This is a genomic window from Agrobacterium sp. CG160-95 (genome assembly GCF_053521725.1).
On the sequence record NZ_JBNWDU010000003.1, the window covers coordinates 480727 to 503153 of the forward strand.

Sequence of the window (22427 nt, forward strand, 5' to 3'; positions counted from 1 at the left end):
TTCCAAGGAGAGGACCATGGCAGCAGATAATTCGCGCATGCTTGCGCGCCGCATCGAACAAACCTTCGACAATGCGGACGAAGCCCCACGGAGCGGATCGCAGCCAAGCCAATATGAGGAGCGGGTCTGGTTCCAGCAGTTTCAGGACCCCGATCAGGTCTTCCGGCATATTCTCACCTACCGCATCGGCGGCGAGAGCGACCTTCTGCGCCTGACATCGGCACTGGAGACGGTTTGCGAGGCATGGCCCGAACTGCGCGTGCGGTTTACCTTTGGAGAAGACGGCACCCTTGCCAAGAGCGTAGAGGCCCCTTCGGCATCTCTCGTGCAGCTGTTTCAGACGCCATCGAAAGACGAAGCGGTAGCCCTTCTGCACGACCTTCAGGCAAGCCCGTTCGACGCGGAAATCGATCCGCCGTTTCAGGCCATCGTGCTCTTGAGCGAAGGAGAGGTACTGCTGGCGCTTCTGGTGCATGGCCTGCTTGGTGAATCCCTCTCGCCGCAGATTTTGCTGGGCGCCATTGCCGCAGCCAATGCTGGCGAGGCACCAAAGCCGCTTTCGCCACGCATCACCGAAAACGCCATCGTCAATCCAGTTCCGCTCCCCTGGCTGCAAGGACCGGCCTCCAGCACGCCCGTCGTCTCTCCGCGTAATAACGCGACCAAGCCGGCGAGCCACTGCCACGGCGTCGATCTTCCGGCTGCCCTTCTCGACCCAAACGGCTCGGCCGCAACGGACGCGCTTCTGGCACGCACCGGTGCCCGTTTCGCGCTTTTTCTGGCGGCCAGTGGCGATCTCGACACTGTTACCCTGCGCCTGCCCCTGCAACCCGGGAACGAGGCCGGCCTGCCGCTTCCGGCAGATGCGGTCGCCCGCGTCTCGATCTCACGTGGCCAGTCGCCGCAGGAGGCCGAAAAAGCCGTGCTGGCTGGGTTGGCCCGACATGGCGAACACAACGACGAGGTTGCCACCTTCACGCTTCAGACGCTGCCAACATCGGCTGAAACCTCATCCGTCGAGCGGCTCCGGTTCGAGCGCCTGCCACTCCCCTCTCTCCAGTCCGGCCTTGGCCTGACGCTCGCTGCCGGCAGCACAGTTGATGGCCACATCCGTCTGGAACTGACCGGCGGCAAGGAGGCCTCGCCGCATGCGACGGCATTCCTGCTGGAGCGTTTCATCGCCCATCTCGAAGGCGGTGCGGATTTTTCCGGCGTTACGCATCAAACCTCGTCCGCAGGGCCGGAGGCTGCAGCATCCCTGCCCGCCGCCTCCCGCTCCAGCGACGACGAGACTGCCGCAACGATCCTTGCCGAATTCCGCGAAGCGCTTGCGTCGCCAGACATGGGACCGGATGACGATTTCTTCGATTTTGGCGGCCATTCGCTGATCGCGACCCGCATCATCGGACGCCTTTTGAGCAATCACGGCATCGAGCTGCGTTTCAACGACCTGTTCAGCTATCCCACCGCCGCATCGCTCGCAAAACAGGCGACGCGTCTCGAAACCGCCGCCCCTGCACAGGCGGAAGCAACCGCGACCGGCTCGCTGACGGCACCGCTTTCTCTTGCGCAGATGTCGCTCTGGAAAGCCTATGCCGCCTTCGGTTTCGGCGAGATTTTCAACATCCCCTTCGCGCTCGATTTCCTCGATCCGGTGGATGAAAGCGCTTTCGAATGCGCATTCCTCGATATTATCGAGCGTCATCCCGGCCTGCGAACCCATTTCTATGTCGAGGATGGCACGGTTCTGCAAAAGATCGTGCCAATGCACGACCTGCCCGGCTACAAATGGTTCTGGACCAGCGAAGAAAGCGACGGCGTAGACCGGCATACGGAGGCTTCCTGGCGGTTCGACCTTGCCCGCGAATTGCCGATGCGGCTGCGTTTCCTGCGCAATCCGCAAACCGGCGGCCAGGTGCTCTCTTTCCTCTTCCACCATATCGTACTGGACGAATGGTCGGTAAACCTGATGATGGACGAGTTGACCGAGGCCTATAGGGCAAGAGCCACCGGCAAGGCTCCCGTCTTTGCGAACAAGCCCGCACCCTTCCATGAGTTCGCCAGAAAACAGGTGGCATCCGGCGTCAACGGCGACCACCTTGCCTACTGGACCGATATGCTGCGGGACGCACCGAAGGGCCTGGTCCTTACCGGACAGAACAGCACGCCGACAGATGCTGCCCACGACGAGGCGCCGGCGGGCGGCTGGATCGAGTTCAAGCTGGAAAAACACGTCAGCGACGGACTTTACGCCATCGCCAAGCAGAACAGCGCCTCCCTGTTCAACGTCGTTTATGCCGCCATCGCCGCGTCGCTGCGCCATCTGGGCGGGCTGAGCGATCTCGTGGTCGGCACATCGGCGTCCGGGCGCACCGACAGCGGCTATTTCGATACGATCGGCTATTTCACCACGGTCGTTGCCCATCGTGTGCGTTTCCGCGAGGAGATGACGGTCGGCGAACTGATTTCCTCGGTGAAGAACACGGTCAATGGCTCTCTGGAACACAGCGAAATTCCAATCGATCTCGTCGAAGAGGCGCTCGGCATGACGCCCGGCCGCGACCATCTGTTCGAGGTATTCATCCAGATCCACGCCAAGAACAAGCTGAACGGCACGCTTTCAGGGCCGGACGGCAAAACCGTCGAGTTCCGGCAGATCGATCCCGACAAGCACGAATCCATGCTGGGGCTGCAATTCGAGGTAATGGAAGAAACGATTGGCGGCGAACGCTCCATCCGCGTGTTGATGAGCTACCGCTCCGACCGCTACGGCCCCGAGGATGTCGACCGGCTGCGCACGACCACCAGCGGCGTCTTCAGCCGTTTCGCCGAAGCAGGCGCTTCGGGCCGTGTGCTGACCACGCTAGCCTGAGTGCTGGCCAGGCTTCCCAATAAACCCGGCTCCGCATGGCGGCGCCGGGTTTTGCTTTTTAACAAATGTCCGGAAAGCTCTCTTCCGTCATGCTCGGGCCTGTCCCGAGCATCTGCGACGCCTGGATTTAATTGGGCGTGATTGGATCCTTTGGACAAACCCAAGGATGACGTGTGTGGGAGGAGTGCATGTCACCCCATCAGGCAGGGTTTTGCATAACGGAGCCGGGTTTATCACATCCGCACCCAGTCACTCCCGACCAAATGCAGAGTGACGGCAGAGAGATTTCCGTCCCCTTCTTGCAGAGTACCCGGCTTCTCAAACCGCCAGACGGAAGGCCGCGGAAACCTCTTCGGCCGGAGCCGCCAGCGCCTCGTCGCGCAGCACGGCATGCAGAAACAGCGGCAACTCCTCGCGGTAACGCGCGAAATCGTCGGCTTCGGTCAGTGCGGAATCCGCGTCGATATGCAGGTTCAGATCACTGCCGTCATCCTCGCCACGGAAGGTCAGGTTGAACCCGTCGCCCGGACCATTGGCGAGAATGTGCCTGATAACGGCAAGCCCTGCAAATACCGGCGCGCTGAAGGGCAGGACGTTGATAAGCGGTGAGAAGAAAAACCGCCGGCCCTTTGATATGTTGCGATCGGCGGCGATCTGTTCGATGCGGTAGCGGCCATGCAGGCGTTGCCGGCGCAGATTGGCGGCATTGCGCGCAAGGAAGCTACCAAGGCTCTCCTGCGGTTCTATCGTCAGATGGAAAGGCAGGATATTGACGAGCATGGCGGGCATATGCGCGCCGACACTGCCCCAGCGGCTCATGAAGGGCAGCCATAGCGTCAGCACATCGCGATCCGGGCGCGGCAATACGCGGTGAAGATAAAGGCCTGAAAGCAGCACCAGCAGGTCCGGCCAGCCTATCTCCAGTGCGCTGGATATCTGTTGCAGTCTTGTGCTGAAACCTTCCGGCAACCCCGCATCGGCATGCAGGCCGCCGCCACCGTAATCCTCGCAATCCTTGTCCAGCACGGGCAGATCCACCGGCGGCGCGAGATAGGCCGTCCAGAACTCGCGGTCCTTTTCGAAACGGCGGCTTTGCCGGTAGGCGTCCTCTTCGGCAAGAAAACTGGGGAAAGGATGGAAATCCGGACCCGCCTCGCCCTTGCCGCAATAGTGCCCGTAAAGCTGCCCGCAGCGCTGCTCCACCAGCGTCAAACCATAACCGTCGACGACGATATGATGGGCACGGATATACCAGAGGTAGCGATCGTCGGCGATGCGGTAAAGCACCTGGGCGGAGAGCTTGTCGGTTCGAAGATCAAGCCTTGCCTCGACATCCGCGTTCATGCGCCCCAGCGCTTCTTCGAAAGGCGCTGTATGGGCACGGAGATCGACAAGCTCGACCATCGGAGCGTGGAGCGGATCGCAGCATTGCTGTGGCGTCTCGCCATCCTCACCGACGCGAAAACGGATCGACAGAACTTCCGATTCGCGCACGGTGCGCCTGATTGCCTCAAGCAGAGCGCCCTCGTTCACGGCACCGGAAAGCTCGATGTAATGGGCGACGGTGGAGACCGGCTCGTCGGGATGGAAGGAAAACTCCTCCCAAAAATCGAGTTGCGGCTGGGTCAGGGGAAGCCAGCCGCCGGCAGGATCGATATGCGCCATCTGTTTTTCCTTGAATTATTTCCGTGATTTGGGCCGCAATAACGCGGCTCATGCCGCCGAAGCGGGTAAAAGCGAACTGACCTGTTTGGCGTTTCGGCAACGCAGGAGTTGCTGCGGCGAAAGCTCCACGCCGAAGGCGCTGCGAATTTCGGCCGAGACGGTTTTCAGATGCGAAGGCAAAAGGCCAAGCGCCAGCAGATCGCTGCTCGTGTCCACATTTGCCGGGTTTTTGCCCAGAACGCCGAGATAGATATCCAGCACCCGGCGATCACCCTGATCGGCGACTGTTACAGCCGCGGGTGCCTTTGCCGGTTCCGCTGCCGTCAGCAATTCGCGGGCGCGGCGGCGATCCGGCTTGCCATTGGCCGAGAGCGGCAGATCGGCGACATTGAGAAAGCGGCCGGGCACATGCGATTCCGGCAGATGCCTGCGGGCGAAATTGCGCAGATCGGCGGTGGAAAGCTCAAGGCCGGGCATCGGAACATAAAGCACGCCGATAGCGGCCTCCCCCTTTTGCTCGGCACCGTAATCCACCACCAGTACACGCTGGATGGAGGGGTGGCGGATGAGTTCATTTTCCACATCCGGCAGCGAGACCCGCACCCCGCGCACCTTGACGTAACCGTTGACCCGGCTTGCGAACATGATCTTGCCATCCGGCCGGTAACGGCCCCTGTCTCCGGTGCGAAAAGCGCGCACCGCATGTCCATCCGTATCGCTGACCGTCACGAAATCCGTCTGGGTAATGGCGCCATCTTCCAGATAGCCGATCGCCACATTCACGCCCACTGTGTGGATGCGCCCGACAACGCCCGTCGGGCAATGGCCGCCCTGATCATTGAGGATGAAATAGCGATTGCCGGGCAAGGGATGCCCGTAGGGTATCGCCGTGGTATCGGCTGTCACGATCTCGTGCCAGATGCTCCAGATGGTCGTTTCCGTCGGCCCGCCCAGCGATATCAGCCGAAGCTCGGGTTTCAGCCGGCGCAACTCCTCGATGACCACGGGCTTGATGTAATCACCGCCCTGCGCGACGAGCCGGAGCGAGCCGAGCTGGTCGCCACGATGGCAGGACAATAGCATCTCAAGAATCGCCGGCACCGAGCACCACAGCGTAACGCCGTGTTCGGCCACCAACTCGTTCCAGCGGACCGCATCCTTTTCCTCGCCGGGTTCCGGCAGCACCAGCGTCGCACCGGCGGCAAGCGCGCCGAATACATCGAAGACCGACATGTCGTGGTGCAAGGGCGTAATGGAGATAAAGACGTCATTCTCCGTCACCGTCCATTCCGAAAGCGTACTGTCGATGACATTGGCCGTGGCCCTGTTAGAGAGCACGACGCATTTCGGTTTGCCTGTCGTGCCGGAAGTGTAGAGGTAATAAGCGGGTGCTTCGCTTGCTGAAAGTACCGCCAGTTCCGCCGCGTTAACGGGCACGCCGGAGGCGGCTGGCGCTGCGAGAAGCTCCTCGGGACCGACAGCGTCGAATCCTTGCGGAACGGAACGGGCGACGATCATGGCCGGGCGGCAATTGGTCAGCAAATAGTGCAGGCGATCTTCCGGCGAGCTCGCATCGATCGGCACCCAAATGGCGCCGATAAGTGCAGCGGCCAGCGTGACGGCCGTGTGCTCCGGGCTGCGCGGCAGGCACACCGCTACGACATCGCCCCGGCCAATGCCGCGCGTCTTAAGGCCCGCCATCGCCCGCGCCACCGCGTCGCCAAGTTCGTGATAGGAGATGCGCCGTTTGCCGTTGATCAGGGCCGTGCGCGATCCGTCTCCTTCGAAAAGATGCGAGGCGATCCGTTCCAGTAATGGCGGGCAGACGAAGTTCCGCTCGTCGCCATTCAGCCGGTAGTGCGACAGGTCGACGACCTCACGGGAATTCATCGAGAACGTCCCGCTGGCGGTGATCGCGGCAATCGCACGCTCTATGGCGCCGAGAATGTCCGCCACCATTGCGGCATCGATCGCCTGCTCCGCATAGTCGATAGCAAGGACGAGATCGCCATCCGGGTTTTGCGAAAAACGGAAATCCAGCGCGACTTGGGGCGTCTGGGTAAGCCCGTCCGTCCAACGAAGCGTGGAAGCTTGCGAAAGCGTGGGCCATGAGAGGCCGTTGGTGATGACGACAGGCAGGGCGAGCCCGCCGGGATTGGCGTTGAGAAGGATGCGATTGAGATCTACCCCTGAAAAAGCCAGATGATTGAGGCCCTCAAGCACATCGGTTTGCAAAGCTGCGGCCCGCTCCGCAAAATCGCCCCTGGCCGCATCCCATTTGACCGCGATGAAGCTCGAGCGATTGGCAAAGGCGCCTTCCACCTGCGGGGCGACGGGAATGCCGACGACGAGGGCACCTTCGTTCAGCCAAAGCGACAGCACATCGAGGATTACCGCCGTCAGCGCCGAATTCTTGAACAGCCGCTCTTTCGCGCCGATCCGTGAAAAGGCGGTAAAGCGTTGTTTTTCCACGGTCAGGCTCCGGCGGCTGTAACGCGAAACGGCAATGGTTTCGAGCGGGGCTTTCCACGGCAGTTGCGAGGGCACTTCCGCACCCTCAAGTTTCTCCGCCCAATAGGCGGCATCTTCGGCGCGGGCCGCTGCGATATCCTGCTGCGCGGCGGTGGCTGCGACGGCTGATGCGGGCGGCACGACATCATCGAAGAGTTCCGCCGCAAGGCTGGCTATTCCCCGTCCGTCGAGAATAAGGGCGTCGAAGCGCAGGAAGACCGCCACGCTGTCCCCCACCGCAACCTCCGGCAGACGAAACACCGTGACCTGCCAGGGAGGAGCGGCAAGTTCGAAATGGGCATGGGAGAAATCCTGCCGCACGGTGCCGATCCGCTGTTCGGCTTCGGCAGCGGACAGGTCCGAAAGATCAACAATATCAAGGTTTAGCTTCGGCTCATCCGAGACCACCTGCACCAGACGCCGCTCATCGATGTGGGTGCGCAGGCTTTCATGCCGCTCGACCATTGCGGTGAGGCGCGAGCGAAGCAATGCCGGATCGATATTGCCGCGATATTCGCGGAACTCCTGCATCGCCACGCCGCTCAGCGGCAGATGGGTGCCGCGACCGAGCAGATAGGCCTTTTGCAAGGCTGAGAGTGGCCGTTCCATGGATTTTCCTTTTGTCTGCACTATCGCTTCAGGCGCTTGCAAGCCTAATCGCTCCACGGTCTCGGAAACGAGATCGGGGCTGGCGGCGAGGTGGCGAAGAAGGGCGGTATAGGCGTCGAACAGGGCTCGCAGCCAGCTTTCCGGCAGCGCATCGAGCCGCACATCCCAGTTGATCAAAAGCCCGCCATCGAGCGCTGCGACCTGCGCATCCAGCGCAACTCCAGGCCCCTGCGAAACGGTGTGGATCATCGGGCCGAACACGCGCGCCACATTTTCCGAAAACAACTCGCCCCCGGGCAAATCGACACCCGCGGTAAAGACAACCGGTGAGGTCTGCAAACCGCCGCGCAGGCGGGAAAGGTCGCGCATGACGCTGACCCCGGGATAGGACTGGTGCGCCAGAAGCCCGTTCATTTCTCCGAACAGCCGTCCAAGCAGTCGCTCAAGGCTCTCCTCAGGCCGGATATCAACGCCAAGCATGAGCACATTGGAGAATTCGCCGACGATGGCATCGACCCCTTCCACCAGCGGCGCGCGCCAGAAAGCCGGCACGGAAAGCCGGAACTTTTCCGTATTCGTCGCTTGCGAAAGCACCACTGTAAAGACACCAAGCAACAGGGTCGACGTGGTCACGCCGCAGCGCCGCGCCACCCGTTCCAGACTGCTGCGTTCAGCCGGAGAAAGTCTTGCTGCAAGGCGATCGGTGTGAACGGCGCGTGACGGGTCCTCGGGCAAAAACGGCAATGGCGGTGCCTCCGGAATATCGGCAATATGTTGCCGCCACCACAGCCGGTCCCTTTCACGCTGGGCTTTGAGTTCCGGATCGGATGCAAGACGTTCCGCCCAGCTGAAAAACGATGGTGGTGTATCCCCCAATGGCTCGAGTTCGTCCGCGTCGGCTTCATAAAAGCGGGCGAGATCTTCCAGCACGATACGCATACTGGCGGGATCGATGGCCAGCATGTCGGTATCCAAATGCAGCCTGGCGCGACCTGCGGGCAGCAGGCTGAGCGACACTGCCGCCGGCGGGGCAACACGCAGATCGATCTGGCGATGGCTCCACGCCTCACGTTTGGCGGCAAGACGGTGCGCAAGCGCCTCATCATTGAGAGCCGCCATGTCCTCCACGTCGAGGCGGAGCGGCCGGCCGGCGGGGTCCGCCGTCTGTCGCCCTTCCGCATCAATCCTGAGGTTGAGCATGGGGTGACGCCGGCAAAGCCTTTCGACCGCGACGGCCAGTCTTTCCGCCTCCAGCCCCCTGCCTTCGAACTCGAGATAGAGATGCGGCGTAACTTTTCCGAGTATCCCGTCCGCCTCTCGGCCGACCCAGTAGGCAACCTGCATGGGGGTTAAATTTAGCATGTGAATTTGCACCGATTGACAAAACATGATTATCATAATCAAGTATAAGCCACCGTCAACCACTCGCACAGGAGGCATCCCATGAAAACGGGAGCACTCAGGACGAATGACGTCGATTCCGACGAAATTACTGATTTTGATAGAGAATTTCTGTTCACTTCTGGCTCGGGCGAACTGCGTGCCAGAGGCATTCGCGAAAGGATAACGATTCCTGCCCATGGCGCCGAAGACGCGGGAAGCCCTTTGCAGAAGGCGATAAAGGCCGCTTTCGAGAGGGCGCGCAGGGCCGGACAGGACAATCCCATCGCCATTGGCGCCATCCCCTTCGACGTCAACGAGCCATCCTGCTTATACATCCCCAACAACCATGAGTGGAATCCAAAGGATACCGCTTCGATCTCGACTGATTCGGCCATGCCAGCGCTTGTCGGCCAGAACAGCCTGCCCGATGAAAATGGTTTCAAGCGCGCCGTCGAGCATGCCATCGTCAATTTCCGCCATTCCGATGTCCGCAAGGCGGTGCTTTCCGTCATGCGTGAACTGACCTTCGCCTCCGAGGTCAATGTCGAAAGATTGCTGGCCAGCCTCGCCAAACAGAACCGCGAGGGTTACCAGTTTCGCATTCCGCTGCCCGATGGCGGCGATCTGATCGGCGTGAGCCCCGAACTCCTCATCCGCAAGCAGGGTGAAAAAGTCATCTCGAACCCGCTCGCGGGCTCGGCAAAACGCATGGCTGACCCGGTGGCGGACAAGGCCAATGCAGACCGGCTTTCGGCTTCGGAAAAAGACCATTACGAGCATAGCCTCGTGATCGAGGATATACGCTCGCTGCTTACGCCTTGCTGCACTGAAATCGACGTTCCCGAAAAGCCCTCCCTCATCAACACGGCCGCTCTCTGGCATCTTTCAACGCGCATCGAGGGTCGCCTTGCTGATCCCGAGACCAATGCGCTGCAACTCGCGTGCCTGCTGCATCCCACACCTGCTGTTTGCGGTTTCCCCACCGAGCGTGCCCGCAGGCTTATTCGCTTCGTCGAGCCTTTCGAGCGTGGGCTGTTCACCGGCATGGTCGGCTGGACGGATGCCGAGGGTAACGGCGAATGGGTGGTGACAATCCGTTGCGGCACCGTGCAACGGCAAACCGTGCGGCTGTTCGCAGGCGCCGGCATCGTTGAAGCCTCGGAACCCGAATCCGAGTGGGCCGAGGTGCAGACCAAGCTCAAGACCATGCTGAACGCCTGCGGTCTTTCTGCCTAATTTTCCCAGGGACACACCATGACAATCGAATTTGAACGCTGGCCCGAAGATCTGGCGCGCCGATACCGCGACCGCGGCTACTGGATCGACAGACCGCTCAGCGACATCCTCACCCAGCAGGTGGAACTTCGGCCGGACGCGACCGCGCTGATCTGCGGCGACCGCCGCTTCACCTATGCCGATCTCGACCGGCAATCTTCCAATCTTGCCGGGCATCTGGCTGCCGCCGGGATCGGCAGGGGCGATACGGCACTGGTGCAATTACCAAATATCGCGGAGTTCTATCTCGTCTTTTTCGCTCTGATGAAAATCGGCGCTGCACCCGTCAATGCGCTTTTCAGCCATCGCCGGCTGGAAATGACCTCCTATGCGGAACAGATTACGCCAAATCTGGTGATCGGCTCGCGTTCCCACGAGCTTTTTGCCAATGACACGTTTCTGGAGGCGCTGAAGCTTACCTCTCCGCAGCTTGCCGTGACGCTGCTGCTTGGTGAGGCGGAACCGCAGCGCAGCCTCGAACAATGGCTCTCATCACCCGCCGAAAATGCGCCGCATTACGGCCCTTCGGCAGCCGATGAGGTAGCGTTGTTCCAGCTTTCCGGCGGCAGCACCGGAACACCGAAACTGATCCCCCGCACGCATAACGACTATGACTACAGCGCCCGGGCCAGTGCGGAAATCTGCGAGCTGACGCCGCAGACCCGTTTCCTCTGCGCCATTCCGGTGGCGCATAATTACCCCATGAGTTCGCCGGGTGCGCTTGGCGTGTTCCACGCTGGCGGCACCGTGGTAATGGCGGCCAATCCCGAGCCGCTTGCCTGCTTTGACCTCATCGAAAAACATGGCGTCGACATTGTGCCTCTGGTGCCGCCGGCCGTGGCGCTGTGGTTACAGGTGGCGCCCGCCCATCGCGAACGGCTGAAATCCCTCAAGCTGCTGCAGGTCGGCGGCGCAAGCTTTGCTGAAGCTTTAGCCCGTCAGGTGCCGCAGGTGCTGGGTTGCACCCTCCAGCAGGTCTTCGGCATGGCGGAAGGTCTGGTGAACTATACCCGCGCCGGTGATCCCGACCATATTGTCTTCACCACGCAAGGGCGGCCGATCAGCCCGGATGACGAGATCCGCATCGTTGACGAGGACGGCAACGACGTCCCAGAAGGCGAAGCCGGCATGCTGGCGACGCGCGGCCCCTATACGTTTCGCGGATATTACCGCGCCGCCGAGCACAGCGCGCGCGTCTTCGACAACCAGGGTTTTTATTATTCCGGCGATGTCGTTCAGCGCACGCCCGAAGGTTACCTGCGGGTGGTTGGCCGGGTGAAAGACCAGATCAATCGCGGCGGCGAGAAGGTCGCATCGGAAGAGGTGGAAAACCTGATCCTGCAGCATCCGGATGTGACGCATGCCGCACTGGTGGCGATGCAGGACGAACTCCTCGGTGAAAAAAGCTGCGTCTTCGTCGTTTCCCGCAATCCCGCTCTCAAGGCACCGGCCATCCGCCAGCATCTCTCTGCTCTGGGTGTTGCGGATTACAAGCTGCCGGACCGGGTGCGTTTCATCGACACCATGCCGCTTACTGCCGTCGGCAAGATCGACAAGAAACGTCTGCGCGACATGCTCGCAGCGCCAATCCCGGCGTAATTGAGCGTGCACGCCTCAACCATTTGAAAATTGCGTGTCGCCCATGCCGATGCGCCAAACCATCGAGGTCAATATGACGATCCCCACCATTTCCGATTATCCGATGCCGGTCGCAGCAAGCTTTCCGGCCAACAAGACCAAATGGCAGCCGGACGCCAAGCGCGCCGTGCTGCTCATCCACGACATGCAACGTTATTTCCTGCGGTTCTACGAGGCCGACGGCACGTTGATGACAACCCTCATCGACAATCTTGCAAAGGTAAAGGCATGGGCGGTTCAGAACGGCGTGCCGGTCATATACACCGCCCAGCCGCACGACCAGCCTGCCGCCGACCGCGCGCTTCTGAACGACATGTGGGGACCGGGCCTGACCGTGGTCGACCCGGAGTTGCAGAAGGTCGTGGACAAGCTTGCGCCGACGCCCGACGATGTGGTGCTGACCAAATGGCGCTACAGCGCCTTCCAGCGTTCAGACCTTGCCGAGCGCATGAAGGGGTGGGGCCGCGACCAGATCATCATCGGCGGCGTCTACGCCCATATCGGCTGCATGATGACGGCTGTTGAAGCCTTCATGAAGGATATTCAGCCCTTCATGCTGGGTGATGCCGTCGCCGATTTTTCCGAAGCCGAACACCGCATGGCGCTGCAATATGTGGCAACACGCTGCGGCGTGGTGATCGACACTGAAAGCCTTGCCGGCGCGGGAGAGACCACCGATATCAGCGAATGGCTGAAGGCCCGCGTCCTGCAAATGGTGGAGGACGAGAGCGACATCGACCCGGATGAGAACCTGATCTTCTATGGGCTGGATTCGCTGCAGGTGATGAAGCTTGCCGGCGAACTGAAGGAACGCGGCGTCATCGTGGGCTTCGAAGAGCTTGCCCGCGTACCGACGCTTTCTGCCTGGTGGGCGCTGATCGAAGAAAAGCGGCTCGCGGCCTGAGCGGACGGACAAGATGATGCAGAACAGATTTAACGGGCGGCGCGTGCTGGTGACGGGTGCCGCGCAGGGCATCGGCCGCCGCATCGCCGAGCGTTTCACCGAGGAAGGGGCCGAGGTCATCGGCCTTGACCTCATTGCCGATGCAACCGATGCAACCTTCCGCCAGATCACGCTCGACATCACGGACGCGGCGGCAGTGGAGGCGGCGAGCAAGGCGATCGAGAAGGAATGGGGCGGGCTGGACATTCTCGTCAACGCCGCCGGCATCCTCCGGCTCGGCGACAGCGAAAGCCTGACGCCGCAGGATTGGAACGCCTGCATGGATGTCAATGCTGCGGGGCCGTTCTACCTGCTGCGGCAATGGAGCGGCGTCTTCAAGCGGCAGCGGCGCGGGGCAATCGTCAACATCGCCTCCAACGCCGCCGTTGTGCCGCGCATCGGCATGCTCGCCTATTGTGCTTCCAAGGCCGCACTCGTCAGCCTCAGCCATTGTGCAGCACTTGAACTCGCGCCCTATGGCGTGCGCTGCAATGTGGTGTCACCCGGCTCCACCGATACGCCGATGCTGGCCGGCATGCTGAACGATCCCAGCGGCAAACAGCGACTGGTCGCCGGTCTTCCCGAGCAGTTCAAGCTCGGCATTCCGCTGGGCAAGATCGCGCGGCCGGACGACATCGCCGACACGGTGCTGTTCCTTGCCTCCGATCAGGCAGGCCATGTGACGATGCAGCAGATCGTGGTCGATGGCGGCGCCACGCTTGCCGCCTGAGCATCGGTCCGCGTGATGAGGATGACAGATATGGCCAACGCGCCGGCGTTTCACGGCGAAGCTGTTTCCGGCGATCCACCCCAGGCCATCTGGCCTTGGCCGGACGACAGATGCGATTGTCATTGCGTCACCCTTCATTACAGCGCCGAAGAAGGGCGCGGCGGCAAGGTCCCTCCCTTGCCGCCGCAGCTTTTGCGCGCTGCGCCCAGACGCAAGGCGGAATTTATAGCCGGGCGCAGATGTGCTGCCGAAGCCATACGCCGTCTGACCGGCCGCGCCGCCTTTCCCGGCGTGGGAGAGGATCGCGCCCCTATCTGGCCCGAAGGCGTGGTCGGCGCGATTTCCCACAGCCACGAGCGGGCAATTGCGCTTGCCGGCTCTTCCGAGCGGTTCTGCGGCATTGGCATCGATATCGAAAGGCTTCTGAGCGAGGAGGAAGCTTGCGATATTGCCCCGCAGGTACTGACCGCAAACGAACGCCTCAGTCTTGGAAACGACATCGATCCCTTCATGACCGGGCTGATCTTTTCGGCCAAGGAAAGCCTGTTCAAAGCGCTTTATCCGACCGTCAGACGTTTGTTCTTTTTCGAGGCGGCGGAGTTATCCGGCTATGAAGAGTGCGGTTCAGCATCCCTTCGGCTGACGACCGACATCAGCGGCGAGTGGCGCAAGGGAACGGACATTGCTTTCCACTTCTGCCGCTTCGAAGGCTTTTTGCTCACCCGTATCCTTCTCCCGCATTAAGGGAAAAATACAGAATCCTTTTCTGTGAAGATCATATTTAAAGTCGTTGTTCCCGTCATTTGTGTGAAACACTGAAACGGTACGCACCGTGTTGGAATGATTCCAAACATGCAACGGTGGAGACACGATATGACCGACATCGATACGAGCAAGCTTTCCTGGGATGCGTGGGACGAGCTGCAAAACCCGCCGCCGGCCGAAACCGATTTCGACCGCGTGGTCGAGACCGCGATTTCCCGCCGCGGCTTTCTCGGTGGCGTGCTTGCCTTCGGTTCGGCCGCAGCAGCCATGGGCACGCTCGGCAACCTGATGACCAGCACCTCGGCGGAAGCGCAGGAAGCGGCAGCCGGCCGTTTCCCCTTCAAGCCGGTGGCTGCCGCGACCGACCACACCATTCACGTGCCGGAAGGCTACAGCTGGAAGCCAGTCGCCAAGTGGGGCCAGCCGCTGTTCTCCAACGTGCCCGACCTCGACCCTACCAAGGGTGTCAGCGTTGAAAACTCCGACAAGGTCTTCGGCGAAAATACTGACGGCATGGAACTGTTCATGGTTGGCAATCACCAGCTGATCGCCGTCAACCATGAATATGTAAACCCCGAAACCAACCTGCCGCATGCCGAAAAGGGCAACCCGAAAACGGCCGACGACGTCAAGATCCTGCAGAACATGCAGGGCGTCACCGTCATGGAAGTTGCGGAAGGCACCGGAGGCTGGGAAATCGTTCTCGACAGCCCGTTCAACCGCCGTATTCACCACAACACCCCGATGAAGCTTTCCGGCCCGGCCGCAGGCTCGGACCTCGTCAAGACCGCCGCAGATCCGAAGGGTGTCGACTGTCTGGGGACCTTCAACAATTGCGGCGCCGGCCGCACGCCCTGGGGCACCTACCTCACCTGCGAGGAAAACTTCAACGGCTATTTCGGTACCACTGATGCCGCCTTCAAGCTGCCGGATGACTACAAGCGCTACGGCATCGTCGCCGAGACCCGTTACGCCTATGAGAAGTTCGATGCGCGTTTCGATGTCGCCAAGAACCCCAACGAGCCGCGCCGCGCCGGTTACGTGGTCGAGATCGATCCTTCGGACGCCTCCTCCACCCCGATCAAGCGCACCGCCCTCGGCCGCATCAAGCACGAAAACGCCGCCGTGGTGATTGCCCGTGACGGCCGCGTGGTGGTTTACATGGGCGATGACGAGCGTGGCGAATTCCTCTACAAATTCGTCTCCAACGGCATTTACGTGCCCGGTGGCGACACCTCGAAACTGCTAGACGAAGGCACGCTCTACGTCGCCAGGTTCTCGGACGACGGCGCTGGTGAATGGTTGGCTCTCACGCCTGAGACGACAGGCATGAAGATCGATGAAATCTGCGTCTTCACCCGTCAGGCCGCTTCCAAAGTGGGCGCGACAACGATGGACCGCCCGGAATGGGTCGCCATCAACCCGGTCGCCATCGAAGCCTATTGCGCCCTTACCAACAACAGCCGTCGCGGCGAAATGAAAGACGGCAAGTTGCGCGCCAATGCTGGCGGCGACGCCATGGCGATCAATGCTGCCAACCCGCGCGAAAAGAACGAATACGGCCAGATCGTGCGCTGGTACCCGGAAAACGACGATCACGCGGACGGCAGATTCAAGTGGGACCTGTTCTGCATGGCCGGCAACCCCACCGTTCACAAGGATGCCTATGCAGGCTCTTCGAACATCAACGAAGGCAACATGTTCAACTCGCCCGATGGCATGATGTTCGATTCGACCGGTCTTCTCTGGATCCAGACCGACGGAGAGGACAGCAACGAGGGCAACTTCGCCGGCCAGGGCAATAACCAGATGCTGGCAGGCGATCCGGCGACCGGCCGTATCGAACGTTTCCTGACCGCGCCGAAGGGTTCTGAAGTTACCGGCCAGACATGGTCCGGCGACAAGCGTACCCACTTCGTCGGCATCCAGCACCCCGACGCCCCCTTCCCGGATGGCGAAGGCAAGCTGCCGCGCTCCACCGTTATCGCCATCAAGCGTGACGACAACGCGCAGATCGGCTGACGCTTTGGCTTAGGCGGAACCGGGTCTCGGCATAGCGGAGATCCGGTTCCTGTCACCCGTGACCAAGGGTCGATGCGGCCTGACTGAATTTTCACTCGCCAGTGGACAAGAGAGGCATTACCGCTTCAAATCTCCCCACACGATACCAGTCAGGAGAATGACCATGGAAATATTGCGCGCGGGAACACGGGCCTCAACCAAAGGCCCCGAGGCATGGTTTACCGGCACGGTCCGTATCGATCCTCTGTTCAACCCGTTCGATGCAGAGCGGGTTCAGGGCGCTCAGGTCACCTTCGAACCAGGCGCGCGAACCGCATGGCACACGCACCCGCTCGGACAGACCCTGATCGTGGTTTCAGGGTTTGGAAGGGTGCAGCGCGAGGGTGGCCCCGTGGAAGAAATCCGCCCCGGCGATACCGTGTGGTTCGCACCGGGCGAAAGGCACTGGCACGGGGCGGCACCCGATGTCGCCATGACGCATATCGCGCTTCAGGAAGTGAAAGACGGCAAGGTCGTGGACTGGATGGAGCACGTCACGGACGATCAGTATGGTGGCTGAAGTGGCCTGGCCGAAATGGCGCTCGTCCTGCCTGCCGGACGATCTCCAGCGTTAAGCAACATCCGGAAGAGCCGAAATATTTCGGGGGCGCGATTTTAACTTTGACTCGTATGCGCATTGGGTGAACCTTCATCGCGTCGCGGGAACATGGTGGAGAATCGTGATCTTAACCGGTGGAATTGTCCTTGCCCTTATCACCGCCAATGCGGTTGCAATTCCATGCCCATGACACTCAACCGCCGCGATGTGGTGGCGGGGTTGTCGATTGCCGGCCTGATGTTACCGGAAGCGATCGCCTATTCGGGGATTGCCGGCGTTCCAGCCCAGCACGCCATCCTTGCCGCCATCATGGGCTGCATCGTCTATGCCATTTTTGGCCAGAGCCGTTTTGCGGTCGTCTCGCCCACATCGTCCTCCGCCGCAATCCTGGCGGCAATGCTTGCGACGCTCTCGGTCACACCAGCGCAAAAGATGCTGCTTGTTGCCATTACTGTCGCTCTGGTGGGCCTGCTGTTTCTGCTTGCGGCTGCCACGCGGCTCGGCGCCCTGTCGAGTGTCATCTCACGCCCCGTGCTGCGCGGTTTTGCCTTCGGCCTCGCCATTCTGATCACCATAAAGCAATTGCCGAGCCTCTTCGGGATAAAGGCGCAGTCGGGCGAGCCGCTTTCCATTCTCCTGCAAATCCTCTCCCGCCCGCAGGACTGGAGCCTTGAAAGCATCGCCGTCGGCGTTGTGGCACTCGCCGTGCTGCTTCTCCTGCGCAGGCGCCCCGCCATCCCCGGTAGCCTCGTCGTCATCGTGGCAGGAATTGCCATCTCGATCCTGCTCAACCTTCAAAGTCGGGGCGTCGCCGTCGTCGGCCAGATCGATCTTGCCGGCATATGGGCGGGCCCGTTTTCGGTGTCGCTCGACGATGTCGCGCATGTTGCCCGCTTCGCGCCGCCACTCGTCCTCATCCTCTTTGCGGAATCATGGGGCACCATCCGAAGCTTTTCGCTTCGCCATGGCGAAATTGTCGATTCCAATCGCGAACTCAGAGCATTCGGGCTTGCCAATATCGCCAGCGCCGCCATGCAGGGTATGCCGGTTGGTGCGGGTTTTTCCGCAGGCGCAGCAAGCGAGGCGGTTGGGCCGCAAAGCCGGCTTGCCTCTGCCATCGCCGCAATCGGCCTGGCGGTCTTCAGCCTGCTCGCCGCCAGATGGTTCGCTTTCATCCCGGAAGCAGTCCTTGCCGCCGTGATCGCCGTGGCGCTGTTGCATGCGCTCGACCCCGCGCCCATCATCCGTTTATGGCGGCTCGGCAACGACGCCTATCTGGCACTTGCCGCCGCAGCCGGCGTACTTGCCTTCGGTGTGCTGAACGGCATGCTTGTCGCCGTCGCCCTTTCCTTCGCCGTCTTCGTTCGCCGGCTTTCCTTACCGCATGTCATGCATCTTGGCCGGCTGGGCGATAGCCACGACTTTGTCGACATGGAACGCCACCCGGATGCGAAGGATGTGTCAGGCATGATTATTCTCCGGCCCGCACAGCCGCTTTTCTTCGGCAATGCGGAACCGATCCTTGCCGCCGTTACCAAATACATCGTTGCGCGGCCGGAACTGCACATCGCGATTGTCAGCCTTGAGGAAACATTCGAACTGGATTCCACCGCGCTTGATGCGTTGCTGGAGTTCGATGCAGCGATGCAGCGCAGCAGCATCGTGGTCTATTACGCGCGCATGCACGACCATGTGAAGGATCTGCTGCTTGTCGGCGGCGGATCCGACATGGTGGCGCGCAGCAATTTCAGTGTCGATGATGCCGTGACGGCGGCCATGCATCGGGAGGACAGCCTTGCCACACAATCTTGAACCGCATCTGACCCCGGTTGAAATCACCTCACTCAAACCAACGCAGATGACAGTCGGTCTGCGCGAGGTGGAGGACAAGCGCCGGCAATGGGCCGCCATCCGTGAGGAAAAGGGAGCCGACTTCCTCGGACACCACATGGTACCCGTCGTCCTTGGTCACAAACAACGTCTTTATCTGGTGGACCACCACCACCTCGCTTTGGCCTTGCATGAGGAAGGCGTGAAACATGTCCTGACCAGTATCGTTGCCGATCTTTCCCATCTCGGCCGGCAGGAATTCTGGTCGGTGATGGACCATCGCAACTTCGTCTATCCTTTCGACGTGGATGGCGTGCGCCATCCCATCGAAAACCTTCCCAAACGGATCGTCGATCTCAAGGACGATCCCTTCCGCGCGCTGGCCGGCGCGGTTCGCGACGCTGGCGGTTTTGCCAAAATAGACGCTCCCTTCAGTGAATTCCTCTGGGCGGATTTCCTGCGCCGCCGGGTGGGAGACAAGAAGCTGCGACATTCCTTCGAGGACGCTGTGGAGGAAGCGATGCAACTGGCACGCTCGCGCGATGCGCGGCATCTGCCTGGATGGTGTGGAGCGGACCGATGACAACCCTTCCCTCCCTTTTCCGAGTGATGGCGGCTGCCATCGCAGTTTTCGTACTGGGCGCGGCGAGCCTAGCTGCGCAGGAACTACCGCCGCCAGCGAGACCGGCCCCTACGGAACAGACGACAGAGCAGAAAGTCGACCAGTTGCTACAGCTTCTGGGACAGGACGATGTTCGTGCCCTTCTCACACAGAAGCTTGCGGCCGCCGGGACAGAGCAGCCGCCAGAACTGACGCCGCAGAGCCAGTTGAGCGATCTCGACCAATGGGCAAGCAAGCGGCGCGAACACCTAGGCCGCCTCGCAAGGGACCTGCCCGGCATGTCCACGCAGATCATCGCGGCGCTGGGAAGGCTTTGCGACGAGATCAGAAACTACGGTGCAGCCGTCTTCTTGCTGCACGTATCCATCCTGTTCGGTGCGGGCCTTGCCGGCGGCGTTGCCACGAACCGGATCATAGCGATGCAGGCCTCCCGCAGGAACGGCGCGGATATCGGCAAGGAGGCCTCGTCTGTCGTATCGCGGAGGCTTTTGCCCGTCTTCGGCTACGGCATTGCTGCCACCGCCATGTTCCTTGCCATCCAATGGTCACCTTTGCTGAGCGCCGTTCTGCTGCCCTGGCTTGCAACCAGCATCGTGTTGCCGCTGCTTTTTGCCTTCACGCGCCTGCTGCGGCGGGTCGTTGGCCGTGAGGCCTATGCCCGGCGCGATTTCTGGATCGTCCGCTGGACATGGCTCCTGACACTTGCCGGCATTTTCTGGTCCCTGCTCAGGACGCTCGAAAATCTCGATGTCCCGCGTGAAACGCTCGGGCTTCTGTCCTCCGCCATGGTCGGGCTCCTGTTCCTGCTCGCATGCATCTGGATCTGGCGTCGCCCGGTCGGCGATCCGGGTTCGGAGCGGGCAAGGGCAATCGACGTCGCGTTGATCTTCAGCCTCATCATCCTCTTCGGGCTGCGGCTTGCCGGTGCCGGGGTCCTGTTCTGGATCGGGCTTTATGCGCTGGTTCTGCCCGGCCTTGCCTCGACGCTTGGCATCGCGGCGCGAAAGCTGGCAACCGACATCGGCACCTATGGGGAAAGCGATCTTCGCCCGGTACTGGTCGAGCGAGGCGTGCGGCTTGCAATCGTCGGGACTGCCATCCTGTGGCTGATCTTCCTCGTGCGCGCGCATCCGAATTCCCTGCCCGATGGCGCATTGCTGACGTCGATCGTCGTCGGCGTCCTGCACGGGGCGCTGATCCTGCTTCTTGCCGATCTCGTCTGGATCGCGATCAAGTCGATGATCGCACGGCGGCTGGAGTTGAGTACACCCGCCGGCAACCCGATGAGCGGCCAACCGGGTGTGGGCCAGCCGCAAGATGACCGGCTTTTGACCATTCTGCCGATCCTTCGCAACATGCTCGGCATCATCATCGCCGCGGTTGCGGTCATGACGGCACTTTCGGAACTCGGCGTCAATATCGGGCCGCTGCTGGCGAGCGCCGGCATCTTCGGCATCGCCATCGGTTTCGGTTCGCAGACGCTGGTCAAGGACATCATCAGCGGCGTGTTCTACATGATCGACGACGCCTTCCGCGTCGGCGAATACATCCAGAGCGGTTCCTACCGCGGCACGGTGGAATCCTTCAGCATCCGCTCGGTCAAACTGCGGCACCATCGCGGCCCGATTTTCACCGTGCCGTTCGGATCGCTCGGCGCCGTCGAAAATATGAGCCGCGACTGGTCGATCGACAAATTCCTCGTCACGGTCGCCTTCGATACTGACATTGCCAAGGTCCGGGCCATTACCAAGGAGATCGGCAAGGCGCTGAAGGAAGACCCGGAATTCGGACAGTTCCTGATCGAAACCGTCAAGCTGAAGGGTGTCGAGCAATTCGGCGAATATGGCATGACGCTTGGTTTCGGCATGATGCTGCGCGCCGGCGGGCAATCCTCCATGGTGCGCCGCAAGGCCTATTCGATGCTGAAGGATGCCTTTGCGCAAAACGACATCCAGTTCGCCAGCATGGCGGGCGCCTATCCCACATCTACACGAAGCGCGCGGCCACAGGAGCCCGAAGCAAGCGACGGGACGGGGCCGGTGGAAGAATAGGCCTCCGGCAACCGCGCCCCAACCTTATCCCATTCGTTCGGACATATATTCGCCCGGCGAAGCTGGAAACACCACGGTCTTGTTGCCGTTGAGGAAGACACGGTGATGGATATGGGCATGAATGGCGCGTGCCAGAACCTGGCTTTCCACGTCCCTCCCGAGGCTCACATAATCCATGCCGCTCTGGGCATGGGTGACGCGGATCGTGTCCTGTTCGATGATCGGGCCTTCATCGAGATCAGCGGTGACGTAATGGGCCGTCGCGCCGATCAGTCGCACGCCGCGCTCATAGGCCTGCTTGTAAGGGTTTGCGCCCTTGAAGGAAGGCAGGAAGGAATGGTGGATGTTGATGATGCGGCCAGACATTTCCTGGCACAGCCGTTCCGACAGAACCTGCATGTAGCGCGCCAGCACGACGAGTTCGGCGCCTGCATCGCGCACCACCTGCAGTATGGCCGCCTCGGCTTCCGGTTTCGTCTCCGGCGTGACGCGAATGTGGTGAAAGGGAATATCCTCGTTCACCACCTGCTTCTGGTATTCGAGGTGATTGGAGATGACAGCGACAATCTCCACAGGCAATGCACCAATGTGGGAACGGTAGAGCAGATCGTTCAGGCAATGGCCGAAGCGTGAAACCATGATCACGACTTTCGTTTTCCGCGAGAGATCATGGACATCGTATTCCATGTCGAAATCGGCGGCGACGGAAGCGAACCCTGCGACGAGAGCAGCGGGTTCCATCCCTTCCTCCGAAACGAAGCTCAGCCGCATGAAAAAGCGGCCCGTTTCCAGGTCGGTGAATTGCGAACTGTCGTTGATGTTGCAGCCGGACCGCGCGAGATATCCGGACACGGCAGCAACGATGCCGCTGCGTGCCGGGCACGAGACTTTCATGACATAGCTGGTCAAATCC

Annotated in this window: 14 protein-coding genes; 11 read left to right on the forward strand and 3 right to left on the reverse strand. The window is 61.1% G+C overall.

Annotated features, from left to right (window positions below; all coding sequences use genetic code 11):
- The first annotated feature begins 16 nt into the window (after nucleotides 1-16).
- Nucleotides 17-2872, forward strand: coding sequence for a condensation domain-containing protein (locus ACQZ63_RS13580; RefSeq protein WP_448799269.1), 2856 nt, complete (start codon nucleotides 17-19; stop codon nucleotides 2870-2872).
- A gap of 318 nt (nucleotides 2873-3190) precedes the next feature.
- Here ACQZ63_RS13580 and ACQZ63_RS13585 read toward each other — a convergent pair whose 3' ends face one another.
- Together ACQZ63_RS13585 and ACQZ63_RS13590 are read right to left on the reverse strand one after the other, a co-directional pair.
- Entirely contained in the window at nucleotides 3191-4537 is a 1347-nt protein-coding gene (locus ACQZ63_RS13585) for a condensation domain-containing protein (protein WP_448799270.1), read from the reverse strand.
- A gap of 48 nt (nucleotides 4538-4585) precedes the next feature.
- Complete coding sequence (locus tag ACQZ63_RS13590; protein ID WP_448799271.1) at nucleotides 4586-9019, reverse strand: amino acid adenylation domain-containing protein; 4434 nt, start codon at nucleotides 9017-9019, stop codon at nucleotides 4586-4588.
- A gap of 81 nt (nucleotides 9020-9100) precedes the next feature.
- Between ACQZ63_RS13590 and ACQZ63_RS13595 the strand changes: the two genes are divergently transcribed.
- From ACQZ63_RS13595 to ACQZ63_RS13640, 10 genes are all read left to right on the forward strand, one after another.
- Nucleotides 9101-10276 (forward strand): isochorismate synthase, encoded by a 1176-nt coding sequence (locus ACQZ63_RS13595; RefSeq protein ID WP_065705798.1) that lies wholly within the window; start codon nucleotides 9101-9103, stop codon nucleotides 10274-10276.
- An 18-nt stretch (nucleotides 10277-10294) separates the two neighbouring features.
- Entirely contained in the window at nucleotides 10295-11914 is a 1620-nt protein-coding gene (locus tag ACQZ63_RS13600; protein WP_065705796.1) for a (2,3-dihydroxybenzoyl)adenylate synthase, read from the forward strand.
- A 73-nt stretch (nucleotides 11915-11987) separates the two neighbouring features.
- A complete protein-coding gene (locus tag ACQZ63_RS13605) occupies nucleotides 11988-12857 on the forward strand; it encodes an isochorismatase (RefSeq protein WP_025595093.1) in 870 nt (289 codons plus the stop codon).
- A gap of 13 nt (nucleotides 12858-12870) precedes the next feature.
- Nucleotides 12871-13626 carry a 2,3-dihydro-2,3-dihydroxybenzoate dehydrogenase gene (gene dhbA / locus ACQZ63_RS13610; protein ID WP_013762274.1) on the forward strand — a complete coding sequence of 252 codons (756 nt, stop codon included), beginning with the start codon at nucleotides 12871-12873 and terminating at the stop codon, nucleotides 13624-13626.
- Between the two features lie 30 nt (nucleotides 13627-13656).
- A complete protein-coding gene (locus tag ACQZ63_RS13615) occupies nucleotides 13657-14370 on the forward strand; it encodes a 4'-phosphopantetheinyl transferase family protein (protein ID WP_448799272.1) in 714 nt (237 codons plus the stop codon).
- 129 nt (nucleotides 14371-14499) lie between these two features.
- Complete coding sequence (locus tag ACQZ63_RS13620; RefSeq protein WP_025595095.1) at nucleotides 14500-16413, forward strand: PhoX family protein; 1914 nt, start codon at nucleotides 14500-14502, stop codon at nucleotides 16411-16413.
- A gap of 163 nt (nucleotides 16414-16576) precedes the next feature.
- A complete protein-coding gene (locus ACQZ63_RS13625; protein ID WP_003518141.1) occupies nucleotides 16577-16972 on the forward strand; it encodes a (R)-mandelonitrile lyase in 396 nt (131 codons plus the stop codon).
- A 219-nt stretch (nucleotides 16973-17191) separates the two neighbouring features.
- Nucleotides 17192-18823, forward strand: a complete 1632-nt coding sequence (locus tag ACQZ63_RS13630) for a SulP family inorganic anion transporter (RefSeq protein ID WP_376909215.1) — start codon at nucleotides 17192-17194, stop codon at nucleotides 18821-18823.
- Nucleotides 18807-19424 (forward strand): ParB-like protein, encoded by a 618-nt coding sequence (locus tag ACQZ63_RS13635; RefSeq protein ID WP_065705793.1) that lies wholly within the window; start codon nucleotides 18807-18809, stop codon nucleotides 19422-19424. The genes ACQZ63_RS13630 and ACQZ63_RS13635 overlap by 17 nt, the downstream gene beginning before the upstream one ends.
- A complete protein-coding gene (locus ACQZ63_RS13640; protein ID WP_065705791.1) occupies nucleotides 19421-21514 on the forward strand; it encodes a mechanosensitive ion channel domain-containing protein in 2094 nt (697 codons plus the stop codon). Before ACQZ63_RS13635 ends, ACQZ63_RS13640 begins: the two co-directional genes overlap by 4 nt.
- A 24-nt stretch (nucleotides 21515-21538) precedes the next feature.
- Here ACQZ63_RS13640 and purU read toward each other — a convergent pair whose 3' ends face one another.
- Nucleotides 21539-22423 carry a formyltetrahydrofolate deformylase gene (purU, locus tag ACQZ63_RS13645; protein WP_065705836.1) on the reverse strand — a complete coding sequence of 295 codons (885 nt, stop codon included), beginning with the start codon at nucleotides 22421-22423 and terminating at the stop codon, nucleotides 21539-21541.
- Nucleotides 22424-22427: the final 4 nt, after the last annotated feature.